Below are 23,583 nucleotides of genomic sequence, written 5' to 3'. Positions count from 1 at the left end.
AGAGTGTGAGCGGTTTTCGGCGGTTATCACGCTCTAAATGTTTGATTTAGAGCCTTATTTTTCCGCTCGAATGATTCCATTCGAGCGGAAAAGGCTCTAGGCGGCCTTAGGCGGCCTTCTCGCCTTCGATCAGGCTGGCGGCCGAGGCCGACTTGATCTCGACCGTGCGGGGCTTCAGCGCTTCCGGCAGCTCGCGCTTCAGCGCGATGGACAACAGGCCGTTCGACAGCTCGGCGTCGACCACCACCAGGTAGTCGGTCAGCTGGAACTTGCGCTCGAAATTGCGCTCGGCCAGGCCGCGATGCAGATATTGCTTGGCTTCGTCGTTGGCGGCCTTGCGACCGGTGACGGTCAGCAGGTTTTCCTTCACCTCGACGTTCAGCTCTTCCGGCTTAAATCCGGCCACCGCGATCTCGATGCGGTAGTCGTTCTCGCCGGTGCGTTCGATGTTGTACGGGGGATAGCCCGAGGCCGCTTCATTGCGCGCGGCGGCGTCCAGCTGATCGGCGAGGCGGTCGAAGCCGACGAGCGAACGGTACAGGGGCGAAAGGTCGATAGTGCGCATGGTGCAGATCCTTCTCATCAAGCAAGGTCTTTGAATGTGCGGCCCGTCGGCGACCCGAATTCGGCGTCGCCCGTGGTCCGGAAGGCCCGGGTTTCCAGCGCCTTCGAGAGGTTAGTTGGGGAGCCGTTTTGAAGGTTCAAGAGGCGGATCGTCACGACCTGAATCGTTTGACGCCCGGGGCGCCCTGATTAAGGTCGCGGCCTTCGCGGCGCGGCCCGACTTTGGCCAAGGTCGGCTTGGATGCTGGCCTCGCGCGACACGGGGGAATGATGGCTTCAGCACTGGACTGGTCACGGCGAGGCGTCTTGGCGAGCGTGGGCGCGCTGGGCCTTTCGGGGTGCGGCAAGACTTCCTCCGCCAAGCGCGAGGCCGAGGCGGCGCGGAAGGCCGGCCCCGATACGATCGAGGCGGCCGTGGCCGGCGATTGGCGGTCGCCCGCCGACCGCGCCCGGGACGTCTATCGGCATCCCGTCGAGTCGCTGAAGTTCTGGGGGCTGCGGCCGGGGCAGACCGTCGTCGAGTTCTGGCCTGGCGCGGGGTGGTACGCCGACATCCTGGCTCCATTCCTGGCCGACACCCATGGCAAGCTCTACGAGGCGGTGCTGGAGACCAGCGATCCGTCCGACCCGGCGGCCGCGGAAATCGTCGCGGGCTTCGAGCGCAAGCTGAGCCAGAACAAGAAGATCTATGGCGACGTGACCTTCACCACGTTCGGTCCGACCAGCGGTGCGGTGGCGCCGGCCGGCTCCGCCGACCTGGTGCTGTTCCTGCGCAATCTGCACAACTGGATGGCCGGCGGCATCGCCGAGAAGGCGTTCAAGGACGCCCTGGCCGCGTTGAAGCCCGGCGGCGTGCTGGGGATCGAGGAGCATCGCGGCGAGCCAGGCCGGGTGCAGGACGTCCTGGCCGAGGATGGCTACGTCCAGCAGGCCTATGTGATCCAGATGGCGAAGGAGGCGGGCTTCGTGCTGGCCGAGACCAGCGAAATCAACGCCAATCCCAAGGACACCAAGACCTATCCCTTCGGGGTTTGGACCTTGCCGCCCACGCGCCTGTCGGCGCCGCGCGGCGAGCCGGCGGAGCCGGGCTTCGATCACGCCAAGTACGACGCCATCGGCGAGAGCGATCGGATGACCTTGAAGTTCGTGAAGCCGCGATAAGGGCGCCGCGTGGGTAAAGTTGACAAAAACCCCAACTAGGGTCGCCCTCCGCCGAGGGAAATACACCCCCGGATCGTCTGAACGGTGTTTACTTGGCCGGATGGTCCGTTCAAGTATCGCAACCCACACTACGCGCAGAGGGAGATCGCGCTCATGGCCACGCTTCAGGAAATCACCGATCGCATCAAGGGCGCCGTGGGCGACGACAGCGGACTTGGCAAGAGCCTCAAGTTCGACCTGAAGGACGCCGGCGTCATCCACATCGATGGCGGCTCGGTCACCAACGAAGACAAGCCCGCCGACCTGACCATGACGCTCAGCCTGGACGACCTGCTGGCCATCGGCGCCGGCTCTCTGGACCCGACCATGGCCGTCATGACCGGCAAGCTGAAGCTGTCGGACATGGGCGCCGCCATGGCCCTGCAGCCCAAGATGGGCGCGCTATTCGCCAAGATGCGCTAAGCCCGATGGCGACGGAACCGGCGCGTCTGGTCTCGATTCCCGAGGCTCCGGTTCCCGACCACGGCGCGCCGGAATGGTTTCGCGGCGCGGATGGGGCGACCCTCCGCGCCGCGACGTTCTTTCCGAAGGCGGCGGCGCGCGGTTCGGTGGTGCTCAGCCCCGGACGCAGCGAACCGCTCGAGAAATATTTCGAGGTCGTCGAGGACCTCCTGGCGCGCGGCTTCGCCGTGCTGCTGCACGACTGGCGAGGGCAGGGGCTCTCGGTCCGCGAGCTGCCCGACCGCCTCAGGGGCCACGCCCGAGGCTTCAAGACTTTCCTATCCGACCATGACGCGCTGCTCACGGCGTTCGAGCCCAGGATGCCCAAGCCCTGGATCGCGGTCAGCCATTCGATGGGCGGCTGCCTGACGACCTTGGTCCTGGCCCATGGCGAGACGCGCTTCGCGGCCGCCGTGCTGTCGGCGCCGATGTTGGGCCTGAACACGGCCGGCGTGCCGCCCTGGCTGGCCAAGCCGCTGGCCTGGACCCTGTCGCGGGTCGGCCTGGCGGGAGAGTATGTCCAAACCCCCTACGATCCGCTCGTTCAGACCTTCCAGGGCGACGGACTGACCCATGATGAGGTTCGCTACGATCGTTACCAGGCCCAGCTGAGGGCGGATCCCGCGATCGCGCTGGGCGGCATGACCTGGGGCTGGGCGGACTTCGCGATCTCGGCCTGCGATTGGCTGAGGGCCAGCAAGGGCGTCGAGAAGATCGCTATTCCGGTCACCATCGTCGGCGCCGAGCTCGACAACCGCGTGCTGAACGCCGACGCGCGCGCGATCGCCAGCCGCATTCCCCAGGGGCGGTATGTCGAGGTTCCCGGCGCCTTCCACGAGATCCTGATCGAGACCGACGCCCGCCGCGCCGTGTTCTGGAAGGCCTTCGACGAGACCGCCGACCAGATCGCTCCGCGCGAACCGCTTATTTCGCCGAACGTCTCAGACTGACCAGGGCCTCGTCCAGCGGGCGGCGGTCGCCGGAAATCACCATCTGCCCGCCCTTCGGCCCGATCGGCTCGCCGCGCCAGTTGGTGACCAGGCCGCCCGCGCCCTCGACGACGGGGATGGCCGCCTCGATGTCCCAGGCCTTGAGGCCGGCCTCGATCACCATGTCTATCTTGCCCATGGCGACCATGGCGTAGGCATAGGCGTCGCAGCCCAGGCGAGCCAGCTTGGCGGCGGCGCGCACCTGCAGCCAGGCCCCGCGCTCGGCGCCGTCGAAACAGGCGTCGGGATCGGTGGTGGCGATGACGGCGTCGTTGATATTGGCGCATTCGCGCACGCGGATCGGCGTTTCCTCGCCGCGGGCCAGCAGGCGCGAGCCGCCGGCGTGGCCGACGAAGATCTCGTCGACATAGGGCTGGCCGATCGAGCCCAGCACTGGGCGGCCTTGCCAGCGCAGACCGATCAGCGTGGTCCAGAGCGGCAGGCCGGAGATGAAGGCGCGGGTGCCGTCGATCGGGTCCAGCACCCAGACGAACTCGGCGTCCGGACGATCCTCGCCATATTCCTCGCCGATCACCCCATGCTCGGGATAGCGTTCGGCGATCAGCTGGCGGATCGCCGCCTCGGCGCCGCGATCGGCCTCGGTCACCGGATCGAAGGCCGCGTGCGACTCGCGGGGCAGGTTCTTGCCGGCTCCCTTGTCTTCGAGACCATGGTCGGCGCGGAACAGCGGCAGGATCGCGCGCGCCGAGGCTCGGTTCAGGTCGATGATGAAGGCGTCGAGCGTGGCGAGCCGGTCAGCGGAAAGCGTCATGGGCGGGGTTTAGCGCCCCCGCCTCGGCTACGCTACCAAAGACCTTAGAGCGTGAGGCTGAAAGTGAGAACCGGTTTCAGCTTATCTCACGCTCTAAACATCTGATTTAGAGTCCTTTTTGATGCCTGAAATCGATTCGGATTTCAGGCTAAAGGCTCTAGAGCGTGATAGCCGAAAGTGTAAGCGGTTTCGGCGGTTATCACGCTCTAAATGTTTGATTTAGAGCCTTATTTTTCCGCTCGAATGATTCCATTCGAGCGGATAAGGCTCTAGGCGTCAGCGTGTTCAGCCGCGCCGCCGTTGAGCGACTTGGCCAGATCCAGCAGGCGACGACGGGGACGCTCGCCCAGCAGATAGTAGGCGCGGATCAGGTCCAGCGTTTCCTTGCGGGCGAACATCTCGCCGCCCTCGGCCGACTCGCCGGCGGCTTCGCGGCGGACATCCGACAGGCCGTCGTAGAAGTAGCCGACCGGCACTTCCAGCGCCTCGGCCAGTTGCCACAGGCGGGCGGCGGAAATCCGATTGGCGCCGCACTCGTACTTCTGGATCTGCTGGAAACGAACGCCGACCGTCCCGGCCAGCTGCTGCTGGGTCAGGCCCAGCAAGCGGCGGCGGCGACGGAGACGCTTGCCCAGGTGAACGTCGATGTCGTTACCCATGATGGAAGCCTCGCCCCCTCGATTGCTCCGACCCGTCCCGAAACGGAACGGCCTGAACCGATGGTCGCAAGTCGCGTGCCGCGCGAGACGGCGTCGCGCCATACGGATCGCGCCCCGGCCCCCCGCGAGCCACGAAGGTCGTCGAAACCGCTCCCGGTTTTGGCCGCCACACTCTAAGAAGAGGTCATGTCGAATAAGCGTCAGCCTTGGGTTCAGGACCTGTTTTGGCGGTTGGAGGCCTTGGGCTTCGACCTGTTCATCGGCGCGGTGCGTCTGATGGGCGTGGATCGCGCTTCGGACTTCGGCGGCTGGCTGGGCCGGACGTTCGGGCCGATGAGCGGCGCGCACAAGGTGGCCGAGCGCAATCTCAAGCTGGCCTTTCCGGATAAGGACGCGGCCTGGCGCGAGGCCATGCTGGCCGAGCAGTGGGAGGGGCTGGGGCGCTCGTTCGCCGAATTCCCGCTGATGGACAAGATCCTGCCGTCCACCGGGCGGGTCGAGGTGGTCAACAAGGAGCGGCTGGCTCGGATCGCGGCGGACAAGATCCCCGTCGTGTTCGTTTCGGGACACCTATCCAACTGGGAAGTGATGCCGGCGGCCATCGTCGACAGCGGGGTCGTCTGCGAGATGACCTATCGCGCGGCCAACAATCCCTATGTCGACAAGCGCATCAAGGACAGCCGTTTCCGATACGGCGTGCGCCTGTTCGCGCCCAAGGGCGGCGACGGCGCGCGCGAGCTGCTGGAGGGCATGAAGGAGGGCAAGTCCGTCGCCTTGATGAACGACCAGAAGTTCAACACCGGCGTCGCTGCTCCATTCTTCGGCCACGAGGCGCATACGGCGCCCGGGCCCACGCGCCTGGCGATCCGGTTCGGCACGGTCTTGCAGCCCATGTCCGTTCAGCGGCTGAAGGGCGCGCGGTTTCGGGCGGTGGTGCACGAGCCGATCGTGCCGCCTAGGACCGGCGACCGGACGGCCGACATCGAAGCGGGCGTTCGGATGATCAACGCCTTCATGGAAGAGCGCATCCGCGAGCGGCCGGCCGAGTGGTTCTGGGTGCACCGGCGCTGGCCGAACGCGGTCTACGCCGAACTGGCCGAACGCGAACGGGCGGCGATGGAGAAGGCCGGCGAAGGTTAGAGCGTGATAGCCGAAAGTGTGAGCGGTTTCGGCGGTTATCACGCTCTAAATGTTTGATTTAGAGCCTTATTTTTCCGCTCGAATGATTCCATTCGAGCGGATAAGGCTCTAGGCGAAGGCTCCAAATCAAATGTTTAGAGCGTGAGATAAGTTGAAACCGGTTCCCACTTTCAGCCTCACGCTCTGGCGCATCGCGCGGAAAGGTGGATGCGCGGCTTTCCGCTCAGCCTGTTCTAGATTTCGATCATCTCCGGCGGGCCGTCCTTTTCGCCAGCTCGGCGGAAAGGACCCGTGTAATTGGGGTCCGTTCGGCGACGGCGCGAAGGGCCGAAATAGTCCGGCGAGCGTATGAACGGTCGCGGGTGATAGATCACGGTATTGATGCGGTCGAGCAGCGAGCGGGCCGTCACCGGCTTGACCACCACCTCGGTGACGCCGGCGTCGCGGGCCTCGAACACTCGGTGGCGCTCGGCGAAACCGGTTAGCATGATGATTGGCAGGAACGCATCGACGCTGTCCGGCGATTTGCGAACCAGCTGTGTGAACTGCACGCCGTCCAGCGGGCTCATCTTGAAGTCGACGATGGCGATGTCTGGCTGCCACTCACGCAGGATGTGCAGGCCCTGGGCGCCGTCAATGGCTTCGCGGATATGTTTGACGCCAACGCTCTTGAGGATCGTTGAGACGATGACGCGCATGTGATGGTTATCGTCCACCAGCAAGAAGCGCAGTTTTTCCAGGGCCGCCGACATGCGGGCGCCGCCTCCTGAACAGTCTCATGGAAGGGACCGGAGCATGGCCGCTCCCCCGCGACTCCGCTTCCGATAATTTGCGGCATTGCTACAGAAGGTTTTAAATTCGCGCCAGGGGCGAATTGCTACAATTTCATGCCCGGAAAGGGCCTTCGCCGACCAGCAGCGAAGGGTCCAGATTGCGTCCGCGCCACTTCATGCGCCAGCAAACATGAGGTCCGGTGGCGCGGCCCTCCTTGCCGCTTTCGGCCATCAGCTGGCCTTGGCGGACGTAAGTTCCGGGAGAAACGAGGATTTTAGACAGGTGCAGATAGGCTGTGACCAGCCCCTGGCCATGGTCGATCAGCACCAGTCCGCCCTCGTAGTGCAGTCCCGTCTCGGCGAAGCAAATTAGCCCCGACGCGGGGGCGCGCACGGGCGTGCCGACGGGAACCGCCAGGTCGACCCCATAATGAGGACGCTTGGGCTCGCCGTTGAGAATGCGCTGGCCGCCGAAGCGGGCCGAGCGGCGGGCGCCGAGCACGGGCGGCACGAAGCCCTCGCGGAAGCCTTCGAGATCGGCCTGGCTGGCGAAGCCGGCCTGCTTGCGCAGGCCCTCGGCCTCCAATCTCGCCAGCAGAGCGGGGTCGGTGGGCGTCACCTGCTCGGGGGGCAGGCCGTCGATGCGTTGAATGTCGAAGTCGCCGGGCGCGATGGTTCGACGGTCTTCCGCCGAACCATCGGGCGTGGTCACGGTCAGCGTGCTGGTCGGCGGCGCGTCGCGATCGAAGCCGATGACGAACCAGCCGTTGGCCGAGGCGGTGGTCCGCGCCGGTCCATCCACATCGATGACGGCGCGCGGCGCCGTGTGGCCGATCGCATAGCCGCCTTGAACGAACTTCCCCGAGAGGCTCAGCCCCGGCGCGGCGGCCCGGGCCGCGCCCGGAGGGCTAAACGCGACGGCGGTCAGCGGCAGCGCGGCGACGACCGCGCGTCGGCTCAGGCCTCTTGCCAACGCTGAAGGGCCTCGGCGGGACCCGCATAGGCCTCCTGATGCTCGGGGCTCCAGTAGCGCAGCGCTTCCAGAGGGATCGGCTTGTTGCTCACCGCGCACAGCACGAAGCGGCCGGGGCTGAGCACGGCGAACTCGCCGTCGCCATAGTGCAGGACGGCGGGGCCGTCGGACTTGCCGAGATCACGATCGAAAGCGTTCATGCGGCTTACCTTACGCCAAGGCGCGGCTTTAGAACAGGTCGCCCTGCTCGGTGGGCGGCGCGTGCGGCCTGGGGCGAGGCTTGGGCGCCGGGGCCGGCGCGGGCGTCGGCGGGGGTATCGCGCCCTGGCCGTCGATCACCGCGTCCCGATCGCCAAGCTTGAACTTCAGATTCACGCGCTCGCCCGCGACGAGGTCGGCGGCCGACCGGGCCAGCGTCCCGTCGCTCTTGCGGACCAAGGCGAAGCCCAGTTCCAGCGGCCTTTCCGGGTTCAGCGACTGTCGCAACTTGTCGAGGCTGGTCAGTTGGTCTTCGGCGCGGCTCAGGCGGCGCTGGCCGGCGGCTCGCAGGCGCTCCCAAAGGGCGGGCAAGCGGGCATGGGCGGCGGCGCGCTCGGGCGCCCGGATTCCGCAGGCCTGGAGACGTCGGCCAAGATCGGCCAGGCGCTCCCCCTTGATGGTCCGCTGCCGCGCCAGAACGTCCGGCGTCAGGCGCGCCGTGACCTTCAGCAGGTCCTGGGCATGGACGGCGGTATTGCGTTGCAGGGCCGCGTCCAGGCGTCCCGAAGCGATGTCGAACCGCTGCTGGGCCAGCGCAAGAATGTCATCGGGGCGAGGCAGGCCGCGCGCGGCGCTGGTCAGGCGCGTGCGGCGATCCTCGATCAGGCGCGCGCCCGATCGGTTCAGGCGGCGGTCGAAGTCCGAGATCAGGGCGCGCAGCTCGGCCAGCACCGGCGTGGCCATCTCGGCGGCGGCGGTGGGCGTGGGCGCGCGGCGGTCCGAGACGAAGTCGATCAGCGTGGTGTCGGTCTCGTGGCCGACGGCGGAGATCAGCGGGATGGTCCCCTCGGCGACCGTCCGGGCCAGGGCCTCGTCGTTGAAGGCCCAAAGGTCCTCGACCGAACCGCCGCCGCGCGCGACGATCAGGATGTCCGGACGCGGCACGGGGCCGCCGGGGGCGATGGCGTTGAAGCCGCGAATGGCCCCGCTGACCTGAGCGGCGGCGGCGTCGCCCTGCACCACGCAGGGCCAGACCAGAACCTGGCAAGGCCAGCGGTCGCGGATGCGGTGCAGGATGTCGCGGATCACCGCGCCGGTCGGGCTGGTGATGACCCCCACGACGGCCGGCATCGAAGGCAGGGGGCGCTTGCGCTCGGGCGCGAACAGACCTTCGGCGGCCAGCTTGGCCTTCAGCCGCTCCAGCTGGGCCAGCAGCGCGCCGACGCCGGCGGCCTCCATGCTGTCGATGACGATCTGGTAGCGCGAGCCGGCCGGATAGGTGGTGATCTTGCCGGTGACGATGACCTCGAGACCATGCTCGGGCCGCACGCCGAGGGACCGGACATTGCCCTTCCAGACGACGCCGTCGATGGCGGCCTTGTCGTCCTTGATGGTCAGATAGACGTGGCCGTTGGAGTGGTGCGTGACCTTGGAAAGCTCGCCGCGCAGCCGCACGAAGCCGTAGCGGTCCTCCAGCGTGCGCTTCAAGGCGAAGGCCAGCTCGGAGACCGAATAGGGCGGGGCGTTGGAATCGGTTGGCGGCAGATCGCTCATGGGCTTCTAGATAGGATAAAGCCGGGGCGGGGTTAAATGGCCGAACGCGTACTGAGCGAAGATGAGGTCGCCGCCAGGATGCCCTTGTGGTGTGCGCTGTCGGATCTGTTTCTCGACACCCAACCGCGGCGACAAGACTATGAAGCGATCGCTCGGACGGCGCGCGAGGGCGGGTTTTCGGAGGAGCAGGTTCGCGACATTCTCGAGCGCGAGGTCTTTCCGGCCTTCGCCTTCAATCTGATGAGCATCGCCGGCGAGTGGACCGGATTTGATCCAGATTTTGTCCGTGAACGGATTCTGCGAACCTTGAAGAGGCCGCGGGTGACATGGTTCCTGAGCGGAGGCGCGAGGAAGCAGTTTCTGGCTCGGGAGTGGCCTAGGGTGCGGGCGGCGATGGATGGGCAAGAGCCCGATCTCTTGGAGGTCACCGTTGAGCCCGACCCGCCGATTCTGGTTGTCGGGATCGGCGTCTTGGTGATCGTGGGCGTGCTGGCCCTCGTCCTCGGCCGTTTTTAACGCTGGTTCTCAAAATGGAAAATCCCGGGCAGCCGTCGAGCTGCCCGGGATCCGCCGCCTGAGAGACTTTTGTTCTTCTTAGATGTAGCGGCGAAGCGAGCGGGCGAGCTCGGTGGCGCCGCCCTTCTTCTTGGTCTGCTGCGGCTGGTAGGCCACGCGGGCGTGTTCGACGCAGTAGGGGCCTTCCGACGAGCGGCGGCCGCAGAAGGTGAAGCCTTCCGACGAGGGATCGCCGATCGGCCACTTGCACATGTGCGCGCCCAGGGTCAGCACGGTGGCCGAGCCCGGCTCTTCATGCCGGAAGGCCGGCAGCGGCGCGGGCGCGGCGGCCACGGGGACCGAAGCCGGCGCCTCGACCGGCGTCACGCGGCGCGGCGCCGAGGGCATGGCCTGGGCGACGGGACGCGCCGGACGCGGCGCCTTGAAGGCCGGGCGCGCCGGTTGCGAGGGGGCCGCGCGGCCCGAAAGACCCAGGCGGTGCACCTTGCCGATCACGGCGTTGCGCGTGACGCCGCCCAGCTGCTTCGCGATCTGACTGGCTGAAAGGCCGTCCAGCCAGAGCTTCTTCAAGGTCGAGACCCGTTCGTCCGTCCAGCTCATACCCGTCTCCGCCATCTGACAGGGCGCCGGACGTCCCCACGTCCTTCACCCTATATATGGTGATCGAACCGCCCCGCCGGCGGTCGTCGTACTAGATATCGTAAAGAATGCGTTAAAACACACAATGGGCGCCATCGACTCTGTCCACAGAAACAAGATGTTGATTCCCGCAAGCCCGCGCTTGCGAAACCGCGCGGCAAGGCGCACATGCCCGTAAAATCAAGGGATTGAGCGATGAGAGACATGGCCAACAGCGTCGTTCCGCCGCAGCCGCGCGACTATCACGGCTGGAATTGGTCCGGGTTCGTCACGCTTTACCAACGTGAAATCCGCCGGTTCTGGAAGGTCGGAACCCAGACCGTGGCCGCGCCGGTCGTCACCACGCTGCTCTACATGCTGGTCTTCGTCGTCGCCGTGGGCGCCAGCCGGCCGGCGGTGGGCGGGGTGACCTTCGGCCATTTCGTGGCCCCGGGGCTGATCATGATGGCGATCCTGAACAACGCTTTCGCCAATTCGTCGTCATCGCTGATCCAGGCCAAGATGATGGGCCTGACGCCGGACTTTCTGACGCCGCCGCTGTCGGCGCTGGAGCAGGTGCTGGGCTTCGCCCTCGGCGCGGCGACGCGGGGCGTGGTCGTGGGCGCGGTGACGGCCCTGGTCATCGGCGTGTTGCCCGGCGCGGGTCTGTCGATCGCCCATCCCTGGGCCATCCTCTATTTTGGACTGACCGCCTCGATGATCCTGGGCCTGGCCGGCATTCTGGCGGGCCTGTGGTCGGAGAAGTTCGACCAGCTGGCCGCCGTGACCAACTTCCTGATCATGCCCATGACCTTCCTGTCGGGCACCTTCTATCTGGTCGACAAGCTGCCCGAGCCGTTCCGCTCCGCCAGCCATTTCAACCCGTTCTTCTACCTGATCGACGGCTTTCGCTATGGCTTCATCGGCCATGCCGACGGATCCATCGCGATCGGGGTCGTGAGCATGGGCGTCCTGACCACGGGTCTGTTCCTATGGTGCTGGCGCCTGTTCGTCACCGGTTACCGTCTGAAGAGCTGATCCCCAGCCTGTGGCCGTTAGGACAGAGCCGTGAATTCTTCGGCTTTTTCAGAGCCCTTTTCACGGTCCCTTGATTGACACGACGTCGTTCCACGGCGACAACCTGCGGCCTTCCAGTCCCCCGTGCGCGCAGCACGGGGGCTTCTTTCCTTCTAGGAGGGCCGGTCTTGAGCACCGCGACGTCGTCCAACGCCTCTCAACACCACATCATGGGCGTCTATAACCGCGCCCCGCTGGCGTTCGAGCGAGGCCGAGGCGCGCGCCTGTTCTCGACGGAGGGCGGCGAATACCTGGACTGCGTGGCCGGCATCGCCACCAACGGCCTGGGCCACGCCCATCCCGTTCTGGTCGACGTTCTGAAGGCCCAGGCCGAGAAGCTCTGGCACGTCTCGAACATTTATCGCATCCCCGAGCAGGAAGCCCTGGCCGACGCCATCTGCGCGGCCACCTTCGGCGACGTGGTGTTCTTCACCAACTCGGGCACCGAAGCCGTCGAGTGCGCGCTGAAGACGGCCCGCAAGTATCACTCGGCCAACGGCCAGCCCGAGCGGATCGATATCTACGGCTTCGACGGCTCGTTCCACGGCCGGACCTACGCCGCCGTCAACGCCTCGGGCAATCCCAGCTATGTCGACGGCTTTGGCCCGCGCCTGCCGGGCTACAGCCAACTGACCTTCGGCGATCACGAGGCCATCAAGGCCGCCATCGCCAGCCCGACCACGGCGGCGATCATCGTCGAGCCGGTGCAGGGCGAGGGCGGCGCGCGCGCCATCCCGACCCAGTGCCTGAAGGGCTTGCGCGAGCTGTGCGACGAGCATGGCGTGCTGCTGATCTATGACGAAGTCCAATGCGGCATGGGCCGCACCGGCAAGCTCTTCGCCCACGAGTGGGCGGAAGGCGGCGCGCCGCACATCATGGCGGTGGCCAAGGCCCTGGGCGGCGGCTTCCCGATCGGCGCCTGCCTGGCCACGACCGAGGCGGCCAAGGGCATGACCGTGGCCGCGCACGGCTCGACCTTCGGCGGCAACCCGTTGGCCATGGCCGTGGGCAAGGCGGCGTTCGACCTGATCAACTCGCCCGAGACGCTGGACAACGTGAACACGGTCGCCGGCTTCTTCACCCAGCAGCTGAACGGTCTAAAGGACCGCTTCCCGGACGTGATCGTCGACATCCGCGGCAAGGGCCTTCTGATCGGGATCAAGCTGATCCCGAACAACCGCGAGTTCATGGTCCTGGCCCGTGATCAGCATCTGCTGGTCGCCGGCGGCGGCGACAACTGCGTGCGCCTGCTGCCGCCGCTGAACCTGACCATCGAAGAGGCCAGCGAGGCCGTCGCCAAGCTGGAAAAGGCTTGCGAGGTCGCGCGCGCGAAGGCCTCGGCCGCCTAATCCCGCTTTTCACCGTTCTTCCCGGCGACAGCCGGGACCCAGATCAAGCCCGCTGACCACCCGGATGTATCTGGGCCCCGGCTTTCGCCGGGGAGGCGGGAAATAGGGATAGTCCGATGACTCACCCCCGTCACTTCATCGACCTGTGGAAGCTGGACGGCGCGACCCTGCGCCTGCTGCTGGACGACGCCCATGCGCGCAAGGCCGCCCGCAAGGGCTGGCCCCAGGGCAAGGTCGACGCCGACGCGCCGGCGAAGGACCGCGTGCTGTCGATGATCTTCCAGAAGAACTCGACCCGCACCCGCTTCTCGTTCGACGCGGCCATCCGCCAGCTGGGCGGCGCGTCGATCATCTCGACCGCGTCCGACATGCAGCTGGGGCGCGGCGAGACCATCGAGGACACCGCCAAGGTGCTGTCGCGCATGGTCGACGCGGTGATGATCCGCGCCAACAGCCACGCGGACGTCGAGCGCTTCGCCCAGGTCGCCAGCGTGCCGGTCATCAACGGCCTGACCGACAAGAGCCATCCCTGCCAGATCATGGCCGACATCCTCACCATCGAGGAGCATCGCGGTCCGATCGCCGGCAAGACGATCGCCTGGGTCGGCGATGGCAACAATGTCTGCTCCAGCTTCATCCACGCCGCGCCGCTGTTGGGCTTCGAGCTGAAGATCGCCTGTCCGGCGGTCTATCACGCCGACCTGCACGACCTGGCGCGGGCCGAGAGCCTGCGGGGCAAGGTCAGCATGACGACCGACCCCCAGGCGGCCGTGCGCGGCGCCGACGTCGTCGTCGCCGACACCTGGGTGTCGATGGGCGACACCGACCATGACGAGCGTCTGGCGGCGCTGGAGCCCTATCAGGTCGACGACGCCCTGATGGATCTGGCCGCCGCCAACGGCGTCTTCCTGCACTGCCTGCCGGCCCACCGGGGCGAGGAAGTCACCGACGCCGTGCTGGACGGTCCGCGCTCGCTGGTCTGGGACGAGGCGGAAAACCGCATCCACGCCCAGAAGTCGGTGCTGGCTTGGTGCTTCGGGGCGATCGGGTAGCTGTCCAAGATCCTCCCCCGCATTGCGGGGGAGGTGTCGGCGAAGCCGACGGAGGGGGCGAGCTGGAGGTCGGCCGTACTAGCCCCCTCCGGCCCGCTGGGCCACCTCCCCCGCGACGCGGGGGAGGAGCGTCCCCTCGCAATTCTCTCCCCGCTCACCTATCTAGCCTCCCCATGACCGAAATCGCTCCCAACACCAGCGTCCTCGACGACGTCGTTTCCGCGTTTCAGATCGAAGGCCTGCCCGTGCGTGGTCGCGTCGTCCGCCTCGGCGCGGCCGTCGACGAGGTGCTGACGCGGCACGCCTATCCCGATCCCGTGGCCAACCTGCTGGGCGAGGCCTGCGCCCTGGCCGCCCTGGTCGGCTCCAGCCTGAAGTTCGACGGCCGCCTGATCATCCAGGCCCAGGGTGACGGGCCTGTGCGCTACGTCGTGGTCGATTACGACACCAGCGGCGGCCTGCGCGGCTATTGCCGCTTCGATCCGGACGAGGTCGCCAAGGCCTCGGAGGGTTTCGCGCGGCCTGGCGCCAAGACCCTGCTGGGCGGCGGCGTGTTCATCATGACCCTGGACCAGGGGCCGGACATGGACCGCTATCAGGGCGTCACCCCGATCGAGGGCGAGACCCTGGCCCTGTGCGCGGAGCAATACTTCCAGCAGTCGGAACAGACCCCGACCCGCATTCGCCTAGCCGTCGGTCAGGTCGATACCGGCGAGGGCTCCCAGTGGCGCGCCGGCGGCATTCTCATTCAGGTTATCGCCGGGGACGCCGCGCGCGGCGACACCCAGGACGCCTGGACTCACGTTCAGGCGCTGTTCGAGACGACGGGCGAGGACGAGCTGATCGACCCGACCGTCTCCACCCCGACGCTTCTGTGGCGGCTGTTCAACGAGGACGGCGTGCGTCTGCTGGACGAAAAGCCGCTGCGGGCCTTCTGCCGCTGCTCCGAAGACCGCATCGGCGTGGTCATGGACTCTTTCTCGGCCCAGGAGGTCGAGGAAATGATCGAACCCGACGGCAAGATCCACGTGACCTGCGAGTACTGCTCGCGCGTCTACAAGCTGGATCCGCCGAAGGACCAAGCGCCGGCGGCGTGATTCGACCGCCCGCGAGGATCAAGGCCGGCGCTTGAGAAGGCGCCGGCTTTTCTTTGTCGGAAGGTCGCGTCAGTTCAGCTTCAGCGCCGCGCCCGGCATGTGCAGCGAGAACTCGGGGATCGCCACGTCGAAGACCTCGCCCACGTCGTTGATCATCTGATAGCTGCCCTTCATCGCGCCGGAGGGCGTGGGCAGGGGACAGTTGGAGACGTAGCGGAAGGCCTCCCGGGGCTTCAATTCCGGCTGCTCGCCGACCACGCCGGGGCCTTCCACGTCGTTCACGCGATTGAAGCCGTCGGTGATGGTCCAGCGGCGCGACACCAGTGTGACGGTCTCGTCGCCATGGTTCTCGATCTCGACCGTGTAGGACCAGAGATAGAGACCCTCCTCGGGAGAGGACTCCTCATGGGCGTAGGTCGGGAAAACGCGCACGACGATGTCGCGCGTTCGGGCCTCATAGATCGAGGCGTCGCCGCCGCGACGCCGGCGCATCCGCTGCATCGGCGGGGAGGTCTCACGCCTGATCGAGCGCACGGATCACATCCCGCTTGAGGTCTTCGACGCCTTCCAGGCCCACCGACAGGCGCACGCCGCCCTCGGTCACGCCCAGCAGCGGACGCTGCTCCTCGGGCACCGAGCGGTGGGTGGTGGTCGGCGGATGGGTCGCCATGGACTTCGCGTCGCCCAGATTGTTGGAGATGTCGACGATCTCCAGGGCGTTTAGGAACTTGAAAGCCGCCTCGCGCGAGCCCAGGTCCAGCGCGATGACGGTGCCGCCGCCGCTCATCTGCTTCTTGGCGACCTCATAGCCCGGATGATCCTCGCGGAACGGGTAAAGGACGGTCTGGACCTTCTTATGCTCGGCCATGACGTCGGCCAGGGCCGCGGCGGTGTCGCTCTGGCGACGCACGCGCAGGTCGAGGGTCTCGAGGCCCTTCAGCATCACCCAGGCGTTGAACGGCGACAGGGAAGGGCCGGTGTGGCGCAGGCTGTCGCGATAGAACTCTTCGTTGATCGCCTCGCTGGTCAGGATCGCCCCGCCCAGCACGCGGCCCTGGCCGTCGATGTGCTTGGTGGCCGAATAGACCACCACATCCGCGCCCAGCTTCAGCGGCTGCTGGAAGATCGGCGTGGCGAAGACGTTATCGACGATGACCTTGGCGCCGACGGCGTGGGCCATTTCGGACACGGCGGCGATGTCGGTGATCTCCAGCACGGGGTTGGAGGGCGTCTCGATCAGCACGGCCTTGGTGTTCGGGCGGATCGCCGCTTCCCAGGCCGCAAGGTCGGTGGCGTCGGCGAAGGTGGTCTCGACGCCGAAGCGCGGCAGCCACTCGCTGACGATCCAGCGGCACGAGCCGAACAGGGCGCGGCCCGCCACGACGTGATCCCCGGCCTTGACCAGACCCATCAGCGAGGCATGGATCGAGGCCATGCCCGTGGCCTGGGCGCGGCACACCTCGGCGCCTTCCAGCAGCGCCAGGCGATCCTCGAACATCTTCACGGTCGGATTGTTGAACCGCGAATAGACGAAGCCGGGATCTTCACCGGCGAACCGACGGTCCGCGCCCTCGGCGCTGTCGTAGGTAAAGCCTTGCGTCAGATAGAGCGCCTCGGCGGTTTCCATGAACTGCGAGCGCGCGATGCCGCCTCGAATAAGCTTCGTCGCGACGTCCCAGTCTTTGGGGTCCTCGGCCACCGGCGGTCTCCTACGCTTGAAACGCGGGCATAGAGAGCGGCGAGGGCGCCCGGGTCAAGGGCGAACACCTCTTCCGCGACCGGAGAATTGTCACAGGCGAAAAGACGATTGTCACAGGCGAGTGGTTTCAAGGGTTGAGGTCTCGCCTTGCCTTTATGGTCCGGTTTGGCGAGTGTCCCGCCGATGACCGACGCCCACGCCGCAGGGATTCTGCCCTGCCAAACCATCGAAGAGTTGATCGCCGAGGAGGCCATCACCTCGGCCACGCCCTTCGACGTCGACCAGGTGCAGCCCGCCAGCCTCGACCTGCGCCTGGGCGCGCGCGCCTGGCGCATCCGCGCCTCGTTCCTGCCCGGCCTGTCGCGCAAGGTGCCCGAGCGGCTCAAGGACGTGGCCATGCACGAGCTGGACCTGACTCGGGGCGCGGTGCTGGAAAAGGGCTGCGTCTATATCGCCGAGATCCAGGAGCGCCTGACCCTGCCGATGACGGTGTCGGCGCGCGGCAACCCCAAGAGCTCGACCGGGCGGGTGGACGTGTTCGTGCGCCTGCTGACCGACCACTCGCGCGCCTTCGACGACGTCGACGCCGGCTATACGGGGCCGCTCTATATCGAGATCGCGCCGCAGACCTTCTCGGTGCTGGTCAGGGCGGGCACGCGGCTGAACCAGCTGCGCCTCAAGCGCGGCGAGCCGGCCAAGCTGGCGACGCGCAGCGTCGGGGTGGATCTGCTGTCGGACACCGGCGTCGTCGGCTTCCGCGGCCGACGCCACGCGGGCGTCGTCGACCTGGACCACGAGGACGGTCACGATCCGCGCGACTTCTGGGAGCCCTTGGAGGCGCGCCACGGCGAGCTGCTGCTGGATCCGGGCGAATTTTACATCCTGGCCTCCAAGGACAATATCGAGATCCCGGTGCTGGAGGCGGCCGAGATGACGCCGATCGACCCGTCGGTGGGCGAGTTCCGCGTGCACTATGCGGGGTTCTTCGACCCGGGCTTCGGCACGGAGGAAGCCCTGGCCACGGGCTCCAAGGGGGTGCTGGAGGTCCGCAGCCACGAGACGCCGTTCCTGCTGGAGGACGGCCAGACGGTGGCGCGGCTGGTCTATGAGCCGCTGACAGCGCGGCCTAAGCGCCTGTACGGCGAGGGCGGCTCGCACTACCAGCGCCAGGGTCTGAAACTGTCCAAGCATTTCAAGGCCTGGAAATAGTCCTGGGACGAAAGTCCGCCGGCTGCGGTCCGCGCCGCGCGGCAACCCGCCGCACCAGATGTGGTGGACAGTCTGTGCGGTTACACAAATTCTAGGTCTCGTCCTTCCGGGGCGCGACTCAGCTCCGTCGCCGCGAAAGGACAGCGGCAGCCCCTGGAGCCCCCTTGTATGGCCCTTATCGCCCATGACCCGTTCGTCATCCTGCAAGGCCGGGTCGAGGCCTGGGAGCGGTGCGGGCGCATTCCGGGCTGCGATAAGGCTGTCTGGCGGCAGGACGCCGAGGGACGAGTGATCCGCTGGTCCGACTTCGGCGACCGCTTCTCGCGGTATGGCTGGGAGCTGGTCCCGCGCCAGCGTTCCGGCGTTCTGCGCTTGGCCTTTCCGGCCAGGCGCTTCGAGGCGGTTCATTGGCGCGGCCTGACCGCCGACGCTCTGACGATCGATCCTTTTCTGGGCCGGGAAGCCGCTTGAAGCGCGCCTAAAGGTCAAGGGTCTCCGTCGTTTAGTCGGCAACGCCTGACAATATGACAATGATGCTTGACATGGCCTCGCCCATGGATGACAAGTGTGCTTGTCAAATAGAGAGGGGTGCTTGTCATGGAAAATGAGAAACCGACCTGGCCCAGGACGGCGCTGTTCATGGTCGGCGTGGTCGTGCTGACCGGTCTGATCGTCGCCCTGGGGCTTTCGCACGTGCTCAGCGGCGCGGCGATGGTGATCGCCGTCTTCGTCTGGAGCATGGTGTTCGTGGCCTACGTCTATTTCGGCAGCGCCAGGATCAAGCAATGCCGGCCCGGCCCCGCGATGCAGCGCTATCGTCGCCGCCTGTCCATCACGATGATCATCTATACCGTCACGCTGCTGGGCTCGGTCATGCTGCTGAAGCACGGCGGCCTGACCGGACCGCTGCTGTGGCTGGTCGCCGTGGCGCCGGCCATTCCGATCCTGGGCGTGCTAGGCATCATCGGCCTCTACCTCAAGGAAGAGCCGGACGAGTTCGAGCGCGCGGTCAGCGTCGAGGCGATGCTCTGGGGCCTGGCCACGGTGCTGGCGGTGTCGACGGTCTGGGGCTTCCTCAGCAACGCCGAGGTGGTCCCCGCGCCGCCGGCTTTCCTGGTCTTCCCGCTGTTCTGCGCGGCCTGGGGCGCGAGCCAGCCGCTCATTCGGAGGCGGTACCAATGAAGAACCGCCTCAAGGTGCTCCGCGCCGAGCGCGACTGGAGCCAGGCGGATCTGGCCGAACGGCTGGAGGTTTCCCGCCAGACCATCAACGCCCTGGAGACGGGCAAGTACGACCCCAGCCTGCCGCTGGCCTTCAAGATCGCCCGGCTGTTCGAGCAGCCGATCGAAGCGATCTTCCAGGACGAAGCCTGAGAACCCGGCGTCCCGCCGATAGGGACGCCGACATTCCCACCAACCTCCCATCCGTCCGCTCGGCGCGTCGCGCCGGAGCCTTCCGCACGCCTGAATTTCAAGGAGAAGCGCGATGTACGATACGCCGTTTAGCAACCGCTTTCTGGTTATCTTCCTGGCCATATTGGCCGCGATCGGCGTGTTTGGCGGCCGCGCCCACGCCGCCCCGTCTTCCGACCGCATCACCGTCAGCGTCTCGGGCAAGGGTCCCGACGTGGTGCTGATCCCGGGTCTGGCCTCGTCCGGCGCGGTGTGGGACGCCACGGTGAAGCAGCTTTCAGCCACGCACCGCGTCCACGTCGTCCAGGTCGCGGGCTTCGCCGGCGCGCCGGTGGCTGGCAACGCCCAGGGCCCGGTCGTCGAGCCCGTGGTCGAGGCCGTCGACGCCTATATCAAGGCCAACCATCTGAAGGCCCCGGCCGTGATCGGCCACTCCATGGGCGGCTTCACAGGCCTGGAGTTGGCCGAGCAACACCCCGAGGATGTCGGTCGCCTGCTGATCGTCGACAGCCTGCCGTTCTTCTCGGCGGCCATGTCGTCCAGCGTCACGGCCGAAAGCGCCAAGCCCCGCGCCGCCGCCCTGCGCGACGCCGTGCTGGCCATGGACGAGGCCGCCTTCCAGGATCAGCAGGCCAGCGCGGTGCTGCCCGGCATGGTCAAGTCGCCCGAGGGCCTGAAGGCCGTCATCGCATGGTCCAAGACCTCGGATCGCGGCGCGGTGGCCCGGGCGATGTACGACCTGATGACCACCGACGCCCGCGCCGGCCTGGCCGGTATCAAGACGCCGACCACGCTGCTCTATCCGTTCGACCCGTCGATCGGCGCGCCCGTGGCCATGGTCGACGGCATCTACGCCAAGGCCTATGCCGACCTGCCCGGCGTCAAGCTGAAGCGGATCGACGACAGCCGTCACTTCATCATGTTCGACCAGCCCAAGGCCTTCGCCGAGGCGGTGGACGCCTTCCTGAAGGACTGATTTTCGAACGCCGGCGGTCCTTGCGCCCGCCGGCGACGCGCTCCAAGGATAGGGCTCGGTCGGAAGGAAAATCCATGCTGGACAAGCTTCGTTGGTCGGCGCGCCGGTTCGCCCTGAGCCTGGTCGCCATCCTGGCCCTCGGGCTCGTCTGGTCGGGCGTCGCCCAGGCCGAACCGGCGCTGTGGGCGATCAAGGACAAGGACTCGACGATCTATCTGTTCGGCACGATCCACGTGCTGCGGCCCGAGACCCAGTGGCGTTCGGCCAAGATCGACAAGGCCCTGGCCGACAGCGGCGATCTGACGCTGGAGATCATCGGCGCCGACGATCCCGCCGTGATGCAGCCCCTGGTCATGACCTACGGCCTGGATCGCGAGCATCCGCTGTCTGGCAAGATCACTCCCGACCAGTTCAAGCACGCCAGCGAACTGGCCCAGCTGGGCGGCGTGCCGCCTCAGGTGCTGAACATGATGCGGCCTTGGATGGCGGCGGTGTCGCTGTCCCTGGCCCCGGTGATCAAGGCCGGCTACGACCCCAAGAGCGGCGTCGAGCAGGTGCTGGTCAAGGACGCCGTCGCGGCCGGGAAGGCCGAGAACGCCTTGGAGACCCCCGAGCAGCAGATCCGCTTCTTCGCCGACCTGCCGCCCAAGACCGAGGCCGACTTCCTGGCCCAGAGCCTGAAGGACGCCGACGAGGGCGTGGGCAAGATCGACCAGATGGTGGCCGCCTGGGCCGCCGGCGACACCAAGACCCTGGAGTCGATCTTCGTCTCGGAGATGAAGGGCGATTATCCGGCGCTCTATGACCTGCTGATCGTCCAGCGCAATCGGAACTGGGCCCAGCAGCTGAAGACCAAGCTGGCCGGCAAGGGCGTCAGCTTCGTCGCCGTCGGCTCGGGTCATCTGGTGGGGCCCGACAGCGTGCAGGCTCAGCTGGCCAAGCTGGGCGTCACCGCCGAGCGCGTGGAGTAGGCGGCTATTCCGCTGCGCGCGTGTTCATGTAGAGCGAGCGCTTGGGCGTGCTCATCACCCGATGCAGCATCGGCTCGAAGGCCTCCAGCGGCATCGACTTGAAGTTCGGGTCGAACGCCGCCTGATCATACAGGTGACAGAACTTCGCCGTGTGTTCGAAGTCCGGGTGGCCGCGATACTGCTCGCGCAGGTCGCGGTCCAGACCCAGGTGGTGGAAGAAGTAATAGCCCTGGAAGATGGCGTGCTTGGCCACCATCCAGTGGTTCCGCTCCGACACGAAAGGCTGGACGATCGCCGCGCCGATGTCGGCGTGATTGCGCGGGCCCAGGATGTCGCCGATGTCGTGCAGCAGGGCGCAGACGACATACTCCTCGTCCTCGCCGGCCTGGTGGGCGCGGGTGGCGGTCTGCAGGCTGTGCTCCAGACGGTCCACCGGGAAGCCGCCGCAGTCGCCCTTCAACAGATTCAGATGCGCGACCAAGCGGGTGGGCAGCTCGCGGCCGAACTGCATCGACGCCCCGGCGATGATGCTCCAGTCCTCGGCCGTGCCCTCGGTCATGGCATGGAACTGGGCGCGCGGATGGTCTTCCCCGTCGGCCATGGCGTTTCTCTCCCAAACGTCTGTTTGAGGTGATCGTGCGCTCGAAGCCGCCGAAGGTCAATGAAGCGGGTGGGGCGGCTAAGTCTTGGGCTCGGCCTTGGCCGATCGCTTCGGAGTGAGATAGACGCGGCGGCCGGCTGGGTCGGCCCGCATGTCCAGCAGGGCGGCCAGCATGGTCAGCGACTCCGCCGGGCGATCCAGCTTGAAGCGACCGGTGACCTTCAGGTCGCCCAGCGACGGGTCGTGCAACGACACGCTTTGCGCCGTGTAGCGGTTCAGGCGGGCGATCACGTACTTCAGCGGCATGGCGTCGGCGTCCAGCCAGTCCGAGCGCCAGGCCTGGTAGCTTTCGGCGTCCAGGCGGCCCTGGACCGGCGCGCGATCGGCGACCAGCATCAGCCACTCGCCTTTGCTGACGCTGCGCTCGGCGCCGTCGCGATTGACGCGCACCACGCCGTCGAAGACCCGCACCTGGACGGCGTCGCTGACCCGCTCGACCTCGAAGGTGGTGCCGACGGCGGTGACCGTTGTGTCGCCGGCCTGGACGTTGAAGGGGCGGGTTTTGTCCTTCGCCACCTGGAACATCGCGTCGCCCTTCTTGAGGTCGATGTCGCGGGCGCCGTGGCTGTAGCGGACGAAGACGCCGGTGTCGGCCGCCAGGCTGACCACGGACTTGTCGCTCAGCCGATGCTCGGCGCGTTGGCCCAAGGGCGTCGTCAGTTCCAGCGGCGTTTCGGTCGCCGTCAGATAGGGGCGAACCAGGAAAGCCCCCGACAGGCCCGCGGCCAAGGCGACGCCGGCCGCGATCAGGCCCAGGCGCGGCAAGCGCTTGGCGCGAGGCGCGGCGCGCACGCGTTCGGCGGCCTCGACCAGGGCAGTGTCGCGCCGGGTGTCGCGCATCAGCGCGAAGGCGGCGGCGCGGCCGGGACCGCCAGCGAGCCAGGATTCGAGCTCCCTACGCTCGGCGGCGGTCAACTCGGGCAGGCGATCGGCCCAGTCGGCGGCGATCTCGAGTTCCTCTTCGGACGGCAGCCGCCAGTTGTCGTTAGCGCGCATCGCGGCCGCTCCCTTCTCGCGCGGCGTTGACCGCCGCGTCCTGCATCGCGCCGGCCAGTTCGGTCATGGCCCGCACGAGGTGTTTCTTGACCGACTCCAGACTGATCCTCAGATCGTCGGCGATGGCCTGTCGTGACTGACCGTCGAGATGACGGCGGATGAAAATATCGCGGCGCAGGGGCGACAGCCGCTTCAGCGCCGCCTCGAACACTGCGGCGCGCTGCTTGTGCTCCAGCACCGCGTCGGGCAGAGGCATCTCGCAGCCGAAGTCCTCGTCGCCGATCGGCTCTTCGCGCCGGTCGCGGCGGGCCTGGGCGTAGATCAGCGAGTCCGCCACGCGATAGGCATAGGCCAGGGGCTGGGTGATCTCCTGCTTTCCGGCCTGACGCATGACGGTGAGAAAGGTCTCCTGCAAGATGTCCTCGGCGCGCGCGGGGTCCTTGGAGCGCCGCGCGATGTAGGCCGCGAGCTTGCGCTCGTGGGGCCGAAGCGCCTCGAGGACGTCCTTCATGGCGTTTCCGATCGGCAGGGTGGCGCGCGCGTCCATGGACGGTAGAGGCGCGGATCGCGCGAACGGGGACAGCGAGAACAGCTTTTTCGTCACGGTGTCGGCGCTCGCTCCTAGAGCCTTATCCGCTCGAATGGAATCATTCGAGCGGAAAAATA

28 protein-coding genes are annotated in these 23,583 nt (G+C 67.0%); 15 read left to right on the top strand and 13 right to left on the bottom strand.

Annotated elements, in window-relative coordinates:
- Positions 1–106 precede the first annotated feature (106 nt).
- Positions 107–565, bottom strand: coding sequence for an Hsp20 family protein (locus OR37_RS16365; protein WP_004622264.1), 459 nt, complete (start codon positions 563–565; stop codon positions 107–109).
- Between the two features lie 266 nt (positions 566–831).
- Here OR37_RS16365 and OR37_RS16360 point away from each other — a divergent pair, with 266 nt between their 5' ends.
- From OR37_RS16360 to OR37_RS16350, 3 genes are all read left to right on the top strand, one after another.
- Positions 832–1,725: a class I SAM-dependent methyltransferase gene (locus OR37_RS16360; protein WP_081612973.1), complete on the top strand. Its 894-nt coding sequence runs from the start codon at positions 832–834 to the stop codon at positions 1,723–1,725.
- Between the two features lie 153 nt (positions 1,726–1,878).
- Positions 1,879–2,187, top strand: a complete 309-nt coding sequence (locus OR37_RS16355; protein ID WP_004622261.1) for an SCP2 sterol-binding domain-containing protein — start codon at positions 1,879–1,881, stop codon at positions 2,185–2,187.
- Between the two features lie 5 nt (positions 2,188–2,192).
- Complete coding sequence (locus tag OR37_RS16350) at positions 2,193–3,176, top strand: alpha/beta fold hydrolase (RefSeq protein WP_004622258.1); 984 nt, start codon at positions 2,193–2,195, stop codon at positions 3,174–3,176.
- Here OR37_RS16350 and hisN read toward each other — a convergent pair.
- Together hisN and OR37_RS16340 are read right to left on the bottom strand one after the other, a co-directional pair.
- Positions 3,151–3,987: a histidinol-phosphatase gene (gene hisN, locus OR37_RS16345; protein WP_004622256.1), complete on the bottom strand. Its 837-nt coding sequence runs from the start codon at positions 3,985–3,987 to the stop codon at positions 3,151–3,153. The genes OR37_RS16350 and hisN overlap by 26 nt on opposite strands.
- Before the next feature lie 269 nt (positions 3,988–4,256).
- Entirely contained in the window at positions 4,257–4,646 is a 390-nt protein-coding gene (locus tag OR37_RS16340; protein WP_004622254.1) for a helix-turn-helix domain-containing protein, read from the bottom strand.
- Between the two features lie 186 nt (positions 4,647–4,832).
- Here OR37_RS16340 and OR37_RS16335 point away from each other — a divergent pair, with 186 nt between their 5' ends.
- Positions 4,833–5,786: a lysophospholipid acyltransferase family protein gene (locus tag OR37_RS16335; protein WP_004622252.1), complete on the top strand. Its 954-nt coding sequence runs from the start codon at positions 4,833–4,835 to the stop codon at positions 5,784–5,786.
- A gap of 233 nt (positions 5,787–6,019) precedes the next feature.
- Here the strand turns inward: OR37_RS16335 and OR37_RS16330 are convergent, their stop codons facing one another.
- From OR37_RS16330 to xseA, 4 genes are all read right to left on the bottom strand, one after another.
- Positions 6,020–6,538, bottom strand: a complete 519-nt coding sequence (locus tag OR37_RS16330) for a response regulator (RefSeq protein ID WP_004622250.1) — start codon at positions 6,536–6,538, stop codon at positions 6,020–6,022.
- 133 nt (positions 6,539–6,671) lie between these two features.
- Complete coding sequence (locus OR37_RS16325) at positions 6,672–7,532, bottom strand: M23 family metallopeptidase (protein WP_004622249.1); 861 nt, start codon at positions 7,530–7,532, stop codon at positions 6,672–6,674.
- Positions 7,517–7,732 carry a DUF2093 domain-containing protein gene (locus OR37_RS16320; protein ID WP_004622247.1) on the bottom strand — a complete coding sequence of 72 codons (216 nt, stop codon included), beginning with the start codon at positions 7,730–7,732 and terminating at the stop codon, positions 7,517–7,519. The genes OR37_RS16325 and OR37_RS16320 overlap by 16 nt, the downstream gene beginning before the upstream one ends.
- Before the next feature lie 28 nt (positions 7,733–7,760).
- Positions 7,761–9,284, bottom strand: a complete 1,524-nt coding sequence (gene xseA, locus OR37_RS16315; protein WP_004622246.1) for an exodeoxyribonuclease VII large subunit — start codon at positions 9,282–9,284, stop codon at positions 7,761–7,763.
- A 36-nt stretch (positions 9,285–9,320) separates the two neighbouring features.
- Between xseA and OR37_RS20825 the strand changes: the two genes are divergently transcribed.
- Positions 9,321–9,800 carry a DUF7079 family protein gene (locus tag OR37_RS20825; RefSeq protein WP_004622244.1) on the top strand — a complete coding sequence of 160 codons (480 nt, stop codon included), beginning with the start codon at positions 9,321–9,323 and terminating at the stop codon, positions 9,798–9,800.
- 78 nt (positions 9,801–9,878) lie between these two features.
- Here OR37_RS20825 and gcrA read toward each other — a convergent pair whose 3' ends face one another.
- Positions 9,879–10,400 carry a cell cycle sigma 70 cofactor GcrA gene (gene gcrA / locus OR37_RS16305; RefSeq protein ID WP_004622242.1) on the bottom strand — a complete coding sequence of 174 codons (522 nt, stop codon included), beginning with the start codon at positions 10,398–10,400 and terminating at the stop codon, positions 9,879–9,881.
- 234 nt (positions 10,401–10,634) lie between these two features.
- Between gcrA and OR37_RS16300 the strand changes: the two genes are divergently transcribed.
- The 4 genes from OR37_RS16300 (at position 10,635) to OR37_RS16285 (ending at position 14,993) form a co-directional block, all read left to right on the top strand.
- The gene (locus tag OR37_RS16300) at positions 10,635–11,456 is read left to right on the top strand and encodes an ABC transporter permease (protein ID WP_004622239.1); all 822 of its coding nucleotides are present in this window, start codon (positions 10,635–10,637) and stop codon (positions 11,454–11,456) included.
- 167 nt (positions 11,457–11,623) lie between these two features.
- Positions 11,624–12,844, top strand: coding sequence for an aspartate aminotransferase family protein (locus OR37_RS16295; protein WP_004622236.1), 1,221 nt, complete (start codon positions 11,624–11,626; stop codon positions 12,842–12,844).
- A gap of 116 nt (positions 12,845–12,960) precedes the next feature.
- Positions 12,961–13,896, top strand: coding sequence for an ornithine carbamoyltransferase (gene argF / locus OR37_RS16290; RefSeq protein WP_004622234.1), 936 nt, complete (start codon positions 12,961–12,963; stop codon positions 13,894–13,896).
- 173 nt (positions 13,897–14,069) lie between these two features.
- A complete protein-coding gene (locus tag OR37_RS16285; RefSeq protein ID WP_004622232.1) occupies positions 14,070–14,993 on the top strand; it encodes an Hsp33 family molecular chaperone in 924 nt (307 codons plus the stop codon).
- Between the two features lie 69 nt (positions 14,994–15,062).
- On the opposite strand, the gene apaG is transcribed toward OR37_RS16285, so the two are convergent.
- Both apaG and metZ read right to left on the bottom strand, forming a co-directional pair.
- On the bottom strand, positions 15,063–15,527 hold the full coding sequence (apaG, locus tag OR37_RS16280; protein ID WP_035017564.1) for a Co2+/Mg2+ efflux protein ApaG: 465 nt from the start codon (positions 15,525–15,527) through the stop codon (positions 15,063–15,065).
- Positions 15,508–16,692, bottom strand: coding sequence for an O-succinylhomoserine sulfhydrylase (gene metZ, locus OR37_RS16275; protein WP_004622227.1), 1,185 nt, complete (start codon positions 16,690–16,692; stop codon positions 15,508–15,510). The genes apaG and metZ overlap by 20 nt, the downstream gene beginning before the upstream one ends.
- 183 nt (positions 16,693–16,875) lie before the next feature.
- Between metZ and OR37_RS16270 the strand changes: the two genes are divergently transcribed.
- The 6 genes from OR37_RS16270 (at position 16,876) to OR37_RS16245 (ending at position 21,260) form a co-directional block, all read left to right on the top strand.
- Positions 16,876–17,901, top strand: coding sequence for a 2'-deoxycytidine 5'-triphosphate deaminase (locus OR37_RS16270; RefSeq protein WP_004622226.1), 1,026 nt, complete (start codon positions 16,876–16,878; stop codon positions 17,899–17,901).
- A 168-nt stretch (positions 17,902–18,069) separates the two neighbouring features.
- Complete coding sequence (locus OR37_RS16265; RefSeq protein WP_004622224.1) at positions 18,070–18,372, top strand: hypothetical protein; 303 nt, start codon at positions 18,070–18,072, stop codon at positions 18,370–18,372.
- Positions 18,373–18,498: 126 nt separating this feature from the next.
- On the top strand, positions 18,499–19,083 hold the full coding sequence (locus OR37_RS20820) for a hypothetical protein (RefSeq protein WP_004622222.1): 585 nt from the start codon (positions 18,499–18,501) through the stop codon (positions 19,081–19,083).
- Positions 19,080–19,274, top strand: coding sequence for a helix-turn-helix transcriptional regulator (locus OR37_RS16255; RefSeq protein WP_004622220.1), 195 nt, complete (start codon positions 19,080–19,082; stop codon positions 19,272–19,274). The genes OR37_RS20820 and OR37_RS16255 overlap by 4 nt, the downstream gene beginning before the upstream one ends.
- 112 nt (positions 19,275–19,386) lie before the next feature.
- Positions 19,387–20,289, top strand: coding sequence for an alpha/beta fold hydrolase (locus OR37_RS16250; protein ID WP_004622219.1), 903 nt, complete (start codon positions 19,387–19,389; stop codon positions 20,287–20,289).
- Positions 20,290–20,363: 74 nt separating this feature from the next.
- Positions 20,364–21,260 (top strand): TraB/GumN family protein, encoded by an 897-nt coding sequence (locus OR37_RS16245; RefSeq protein WP_004622217.1) that lies wholly within the window; start codon positions 20,364–20,366, stop codon positions 21,258–21,260.
- A 4-nt stretch (positions 21,261–21,264) separates the two neighbouring features.
- Here OR37_RS16245 and OR37_RS16240 read toward each other — a convergent pair whose 3' ends face one another.
- The 3 genes from OR37_RS16240 to OR37_RS16230 all read right to left on the bottom strand — a co-directional run bounded on the left by OR37_RS16240 (position 21,265) and on the right by OR37_RS16230 (position 23,521).
- Positions 21,265–21,861: an HD domain-containing protein gene (locus OR37_RS16240; protein ID WP_004622215.1), complete on the bottom strand. Its 597-nt coding sequence runs from the start codon at positions 21,859–21,861 to the stop codon at positions 21,265–21,267.
- Positions 21,862–21,939: 78 nt separating this feature from the next.
- On the bottom strand, positions 21,940–22,917 hold the full coding sequence (locus OR37_RS16235; RefSeq protein ID WP_004622213.1) for a FecR family protein: 978 nt from the start codon (positions 22,915–22,917) through the stop codon (positions 21,940–21,942).
- The gene (locus OR37_RS16230; RefSeq protein WP_235046589.1) at positions 22,907–23,521 is read right to left on the bottom strand and encodes an RNA polymerase sigma factor; all 615 of its coding nucleotides are present in this window, start codon (positions 23,519–23,521) and stop codon (positions 22,907–22,909) included. Before OR37_RS16230 ends, OR37_RS16235 begins: the two co-directional genes overlap by 11 nt.
- Positions 23,522–23,583 lie beyond the last annotated feature (62 nt).

This window comes from Caulobacter vibrioides OR37, assembly GCF_000372645.1.
Lineage (GTDB): Bacteria > Pseudomonadota > Alphaproteobacteria > Caulobacterales > Caulobacteraceae > Caulobacter > Caulobacter vibrioides_E.
Note: the sequence above shows the minus strand (reverse complement) of the source record. Positions and strands in the feature narration are given on the sequence as shown.

Excerpts from the sequence above, each read along its gene's own strand:
- OR37_RS20825 (WP_004622244.1), top strand. The coding sequence starts at position 9,321 with ATGGCCGAACGCGTACTGAGCGAAGATGAGGTCGCCGCCAGGATGCCC.
- argF (WP_004622234.1), top strand. The coding sequence starts at position 12,961 with ATGACTCACCCCCGTCACTTCATCGACCTGTGGAAGCTGGACGGCGCG.
- gcrA (WP_004622242.1), bottom strand. The coding sequence starts at position 10,400 with ATGAGCTGGACGGACGAACGGGTCTCGACCTTGAAGAAGCTCTGGCTG.
- OR37_RS16320 (WP_004622247.1), bottom strand. The coding sequence starts at position 7,732 with ATGAACGCTTTCGATCGTGATCTCGGCAAGTCCGACGGCCCCGCCGTC.
- OR37_RS16365 (WP_004622264.1), bottom strand. The coding sequence starts at position 565 with ATGCGCACTATCGACCTTTCGCCCCTGTACCGTTCGCTCGTCGGCTTC.
- hisN (WP_004622256.1), bottom strand. The coding sequence starts at position 3,987 with ATGACGCTTTCCGCTGACCGGCTCGCCACGCTCGACGCCTTCATCATC.
- OR37_RS16285 (WP_004622232.1), top strand. The coding sequence starts at position 14,070 with ATGACCGAAATCGCTCCCAACACCAGCGTCCTCGACGACGTCGTTTCC.
- xseA (WP_004622246.1), bottom strand. The coding sequence starts at position 9,284 with ATGAGCGATCTGCCGCCAACCGATTCCAACGCCCCGCCCTATTCGGTC.
- OR37_RS16270 (WP_004622226.1), top strand. The coding sequence starts at position 16,876 with ATGACCGACGCCCACGCCGCAGGGATTCTGCCCTGCCAAACCATCGAA.
- OR37_RS16350 (WP_004622258.1), top strand. The coding sequence starts at position 2,193 with ATGGCGACGGAACCGGCGCGTCTGGTCTCGATTCCCGAGGCTCCGGTT.
- OR37_RS16300 (WP_004622239.1), top strand. The coding sequence starts at position 10,635 with ATGAGAGACATGGCCAACAGCGTCGTTCCGCCGCAGCCGCGCGACTAT.
- OR37_RS16335 (WP_004622252.1), top strand. The coding sequence starts at position 4,833 with ATGTCGAATAAGCGTCAGCCTTGGGTTCAGGACCTGTTTTGGCGGTTG.
- OR37_RS16245 (WP_004622217.1), top strand. The coding sequence starts at position 20,364 with ATGCTGGACAAGCTTCGTTGGTCGGCGCGCCGGTTCGCCCTGAGCCTG.
- OR37_RS16340 (WP_004622254.1), bottom strand. The coding sequence starts at position 4,646 with ATGGGTAACGACATCGACGTTCACCTGGGCAAGCGTCTCCGTCGCCGC.
- OR37_RS20820 (WP_004622222.1), top strand. The coding sequence starts at position 18,499 with ATGGAAAATGAGAAACCGACCTGGCCCAGGACGGCGCTGTTCATGGTC.
- OR37_RS16255 (WP_004622220.1), top strand. The coding sequence starts at position 19,080 with ATGAAGAACCGCCTCAAGGTGCTCCGCGCCGAGCGCGACTGGAGCCAG.
- OR37_RS16360 (WP_081612973.1), top strand. The coding sequence starts at position 832 with ATGATGGCTTCAGCACTGGACTGGTCACGGCGAGGCGTCTTGGCGAGC.
- OR37_RS16355 (WP_004622261.1), top strand. The coding sequence starts at position 1,879 with ATGGCCACGCTTCAGGAAATCACCGATCGCATCAAGGGCGCCGTGGGC.
- OR37_RS16240 (WP_004622215.1), bottom strand. The coding sequence starts at position 21,861 with ATGGCCGACGGGGAAGACCATCCGCGCGCCCAGTTCCATGCCATGACC.
- OR37_RS16235 (WP_004622213.1), bottom strand. The coding sequence starts at position 22,917 with ATGCGCGCTAACGACAACTGGCGGCTGCCGTCCGAAGAGGAACTCGAG.
- OR37_RS16250 (WP_004622219.1), top strand. The coding sequence starts at position 19,387 with ATGTACGATACGCCGTTTAGCAACCGCTTTCTGGTTATCTTCCTGGCC.
- OR37_RS16265 (WP_004622224.1), top strand. The coding sequence starts at position 18,070 with ATGGCCCTTATCGCCCATGACCCGTTCGTCATCCTGCAAGGCCGGGTC.
- OR37_RS16330 (WP_004622250.1), bottom strand. The coding sequence starts at position 6,538 with ATGTCGGCGGCCCTGGAAAAACTGCGCTTCTTGCTGGTGGACGATAAC.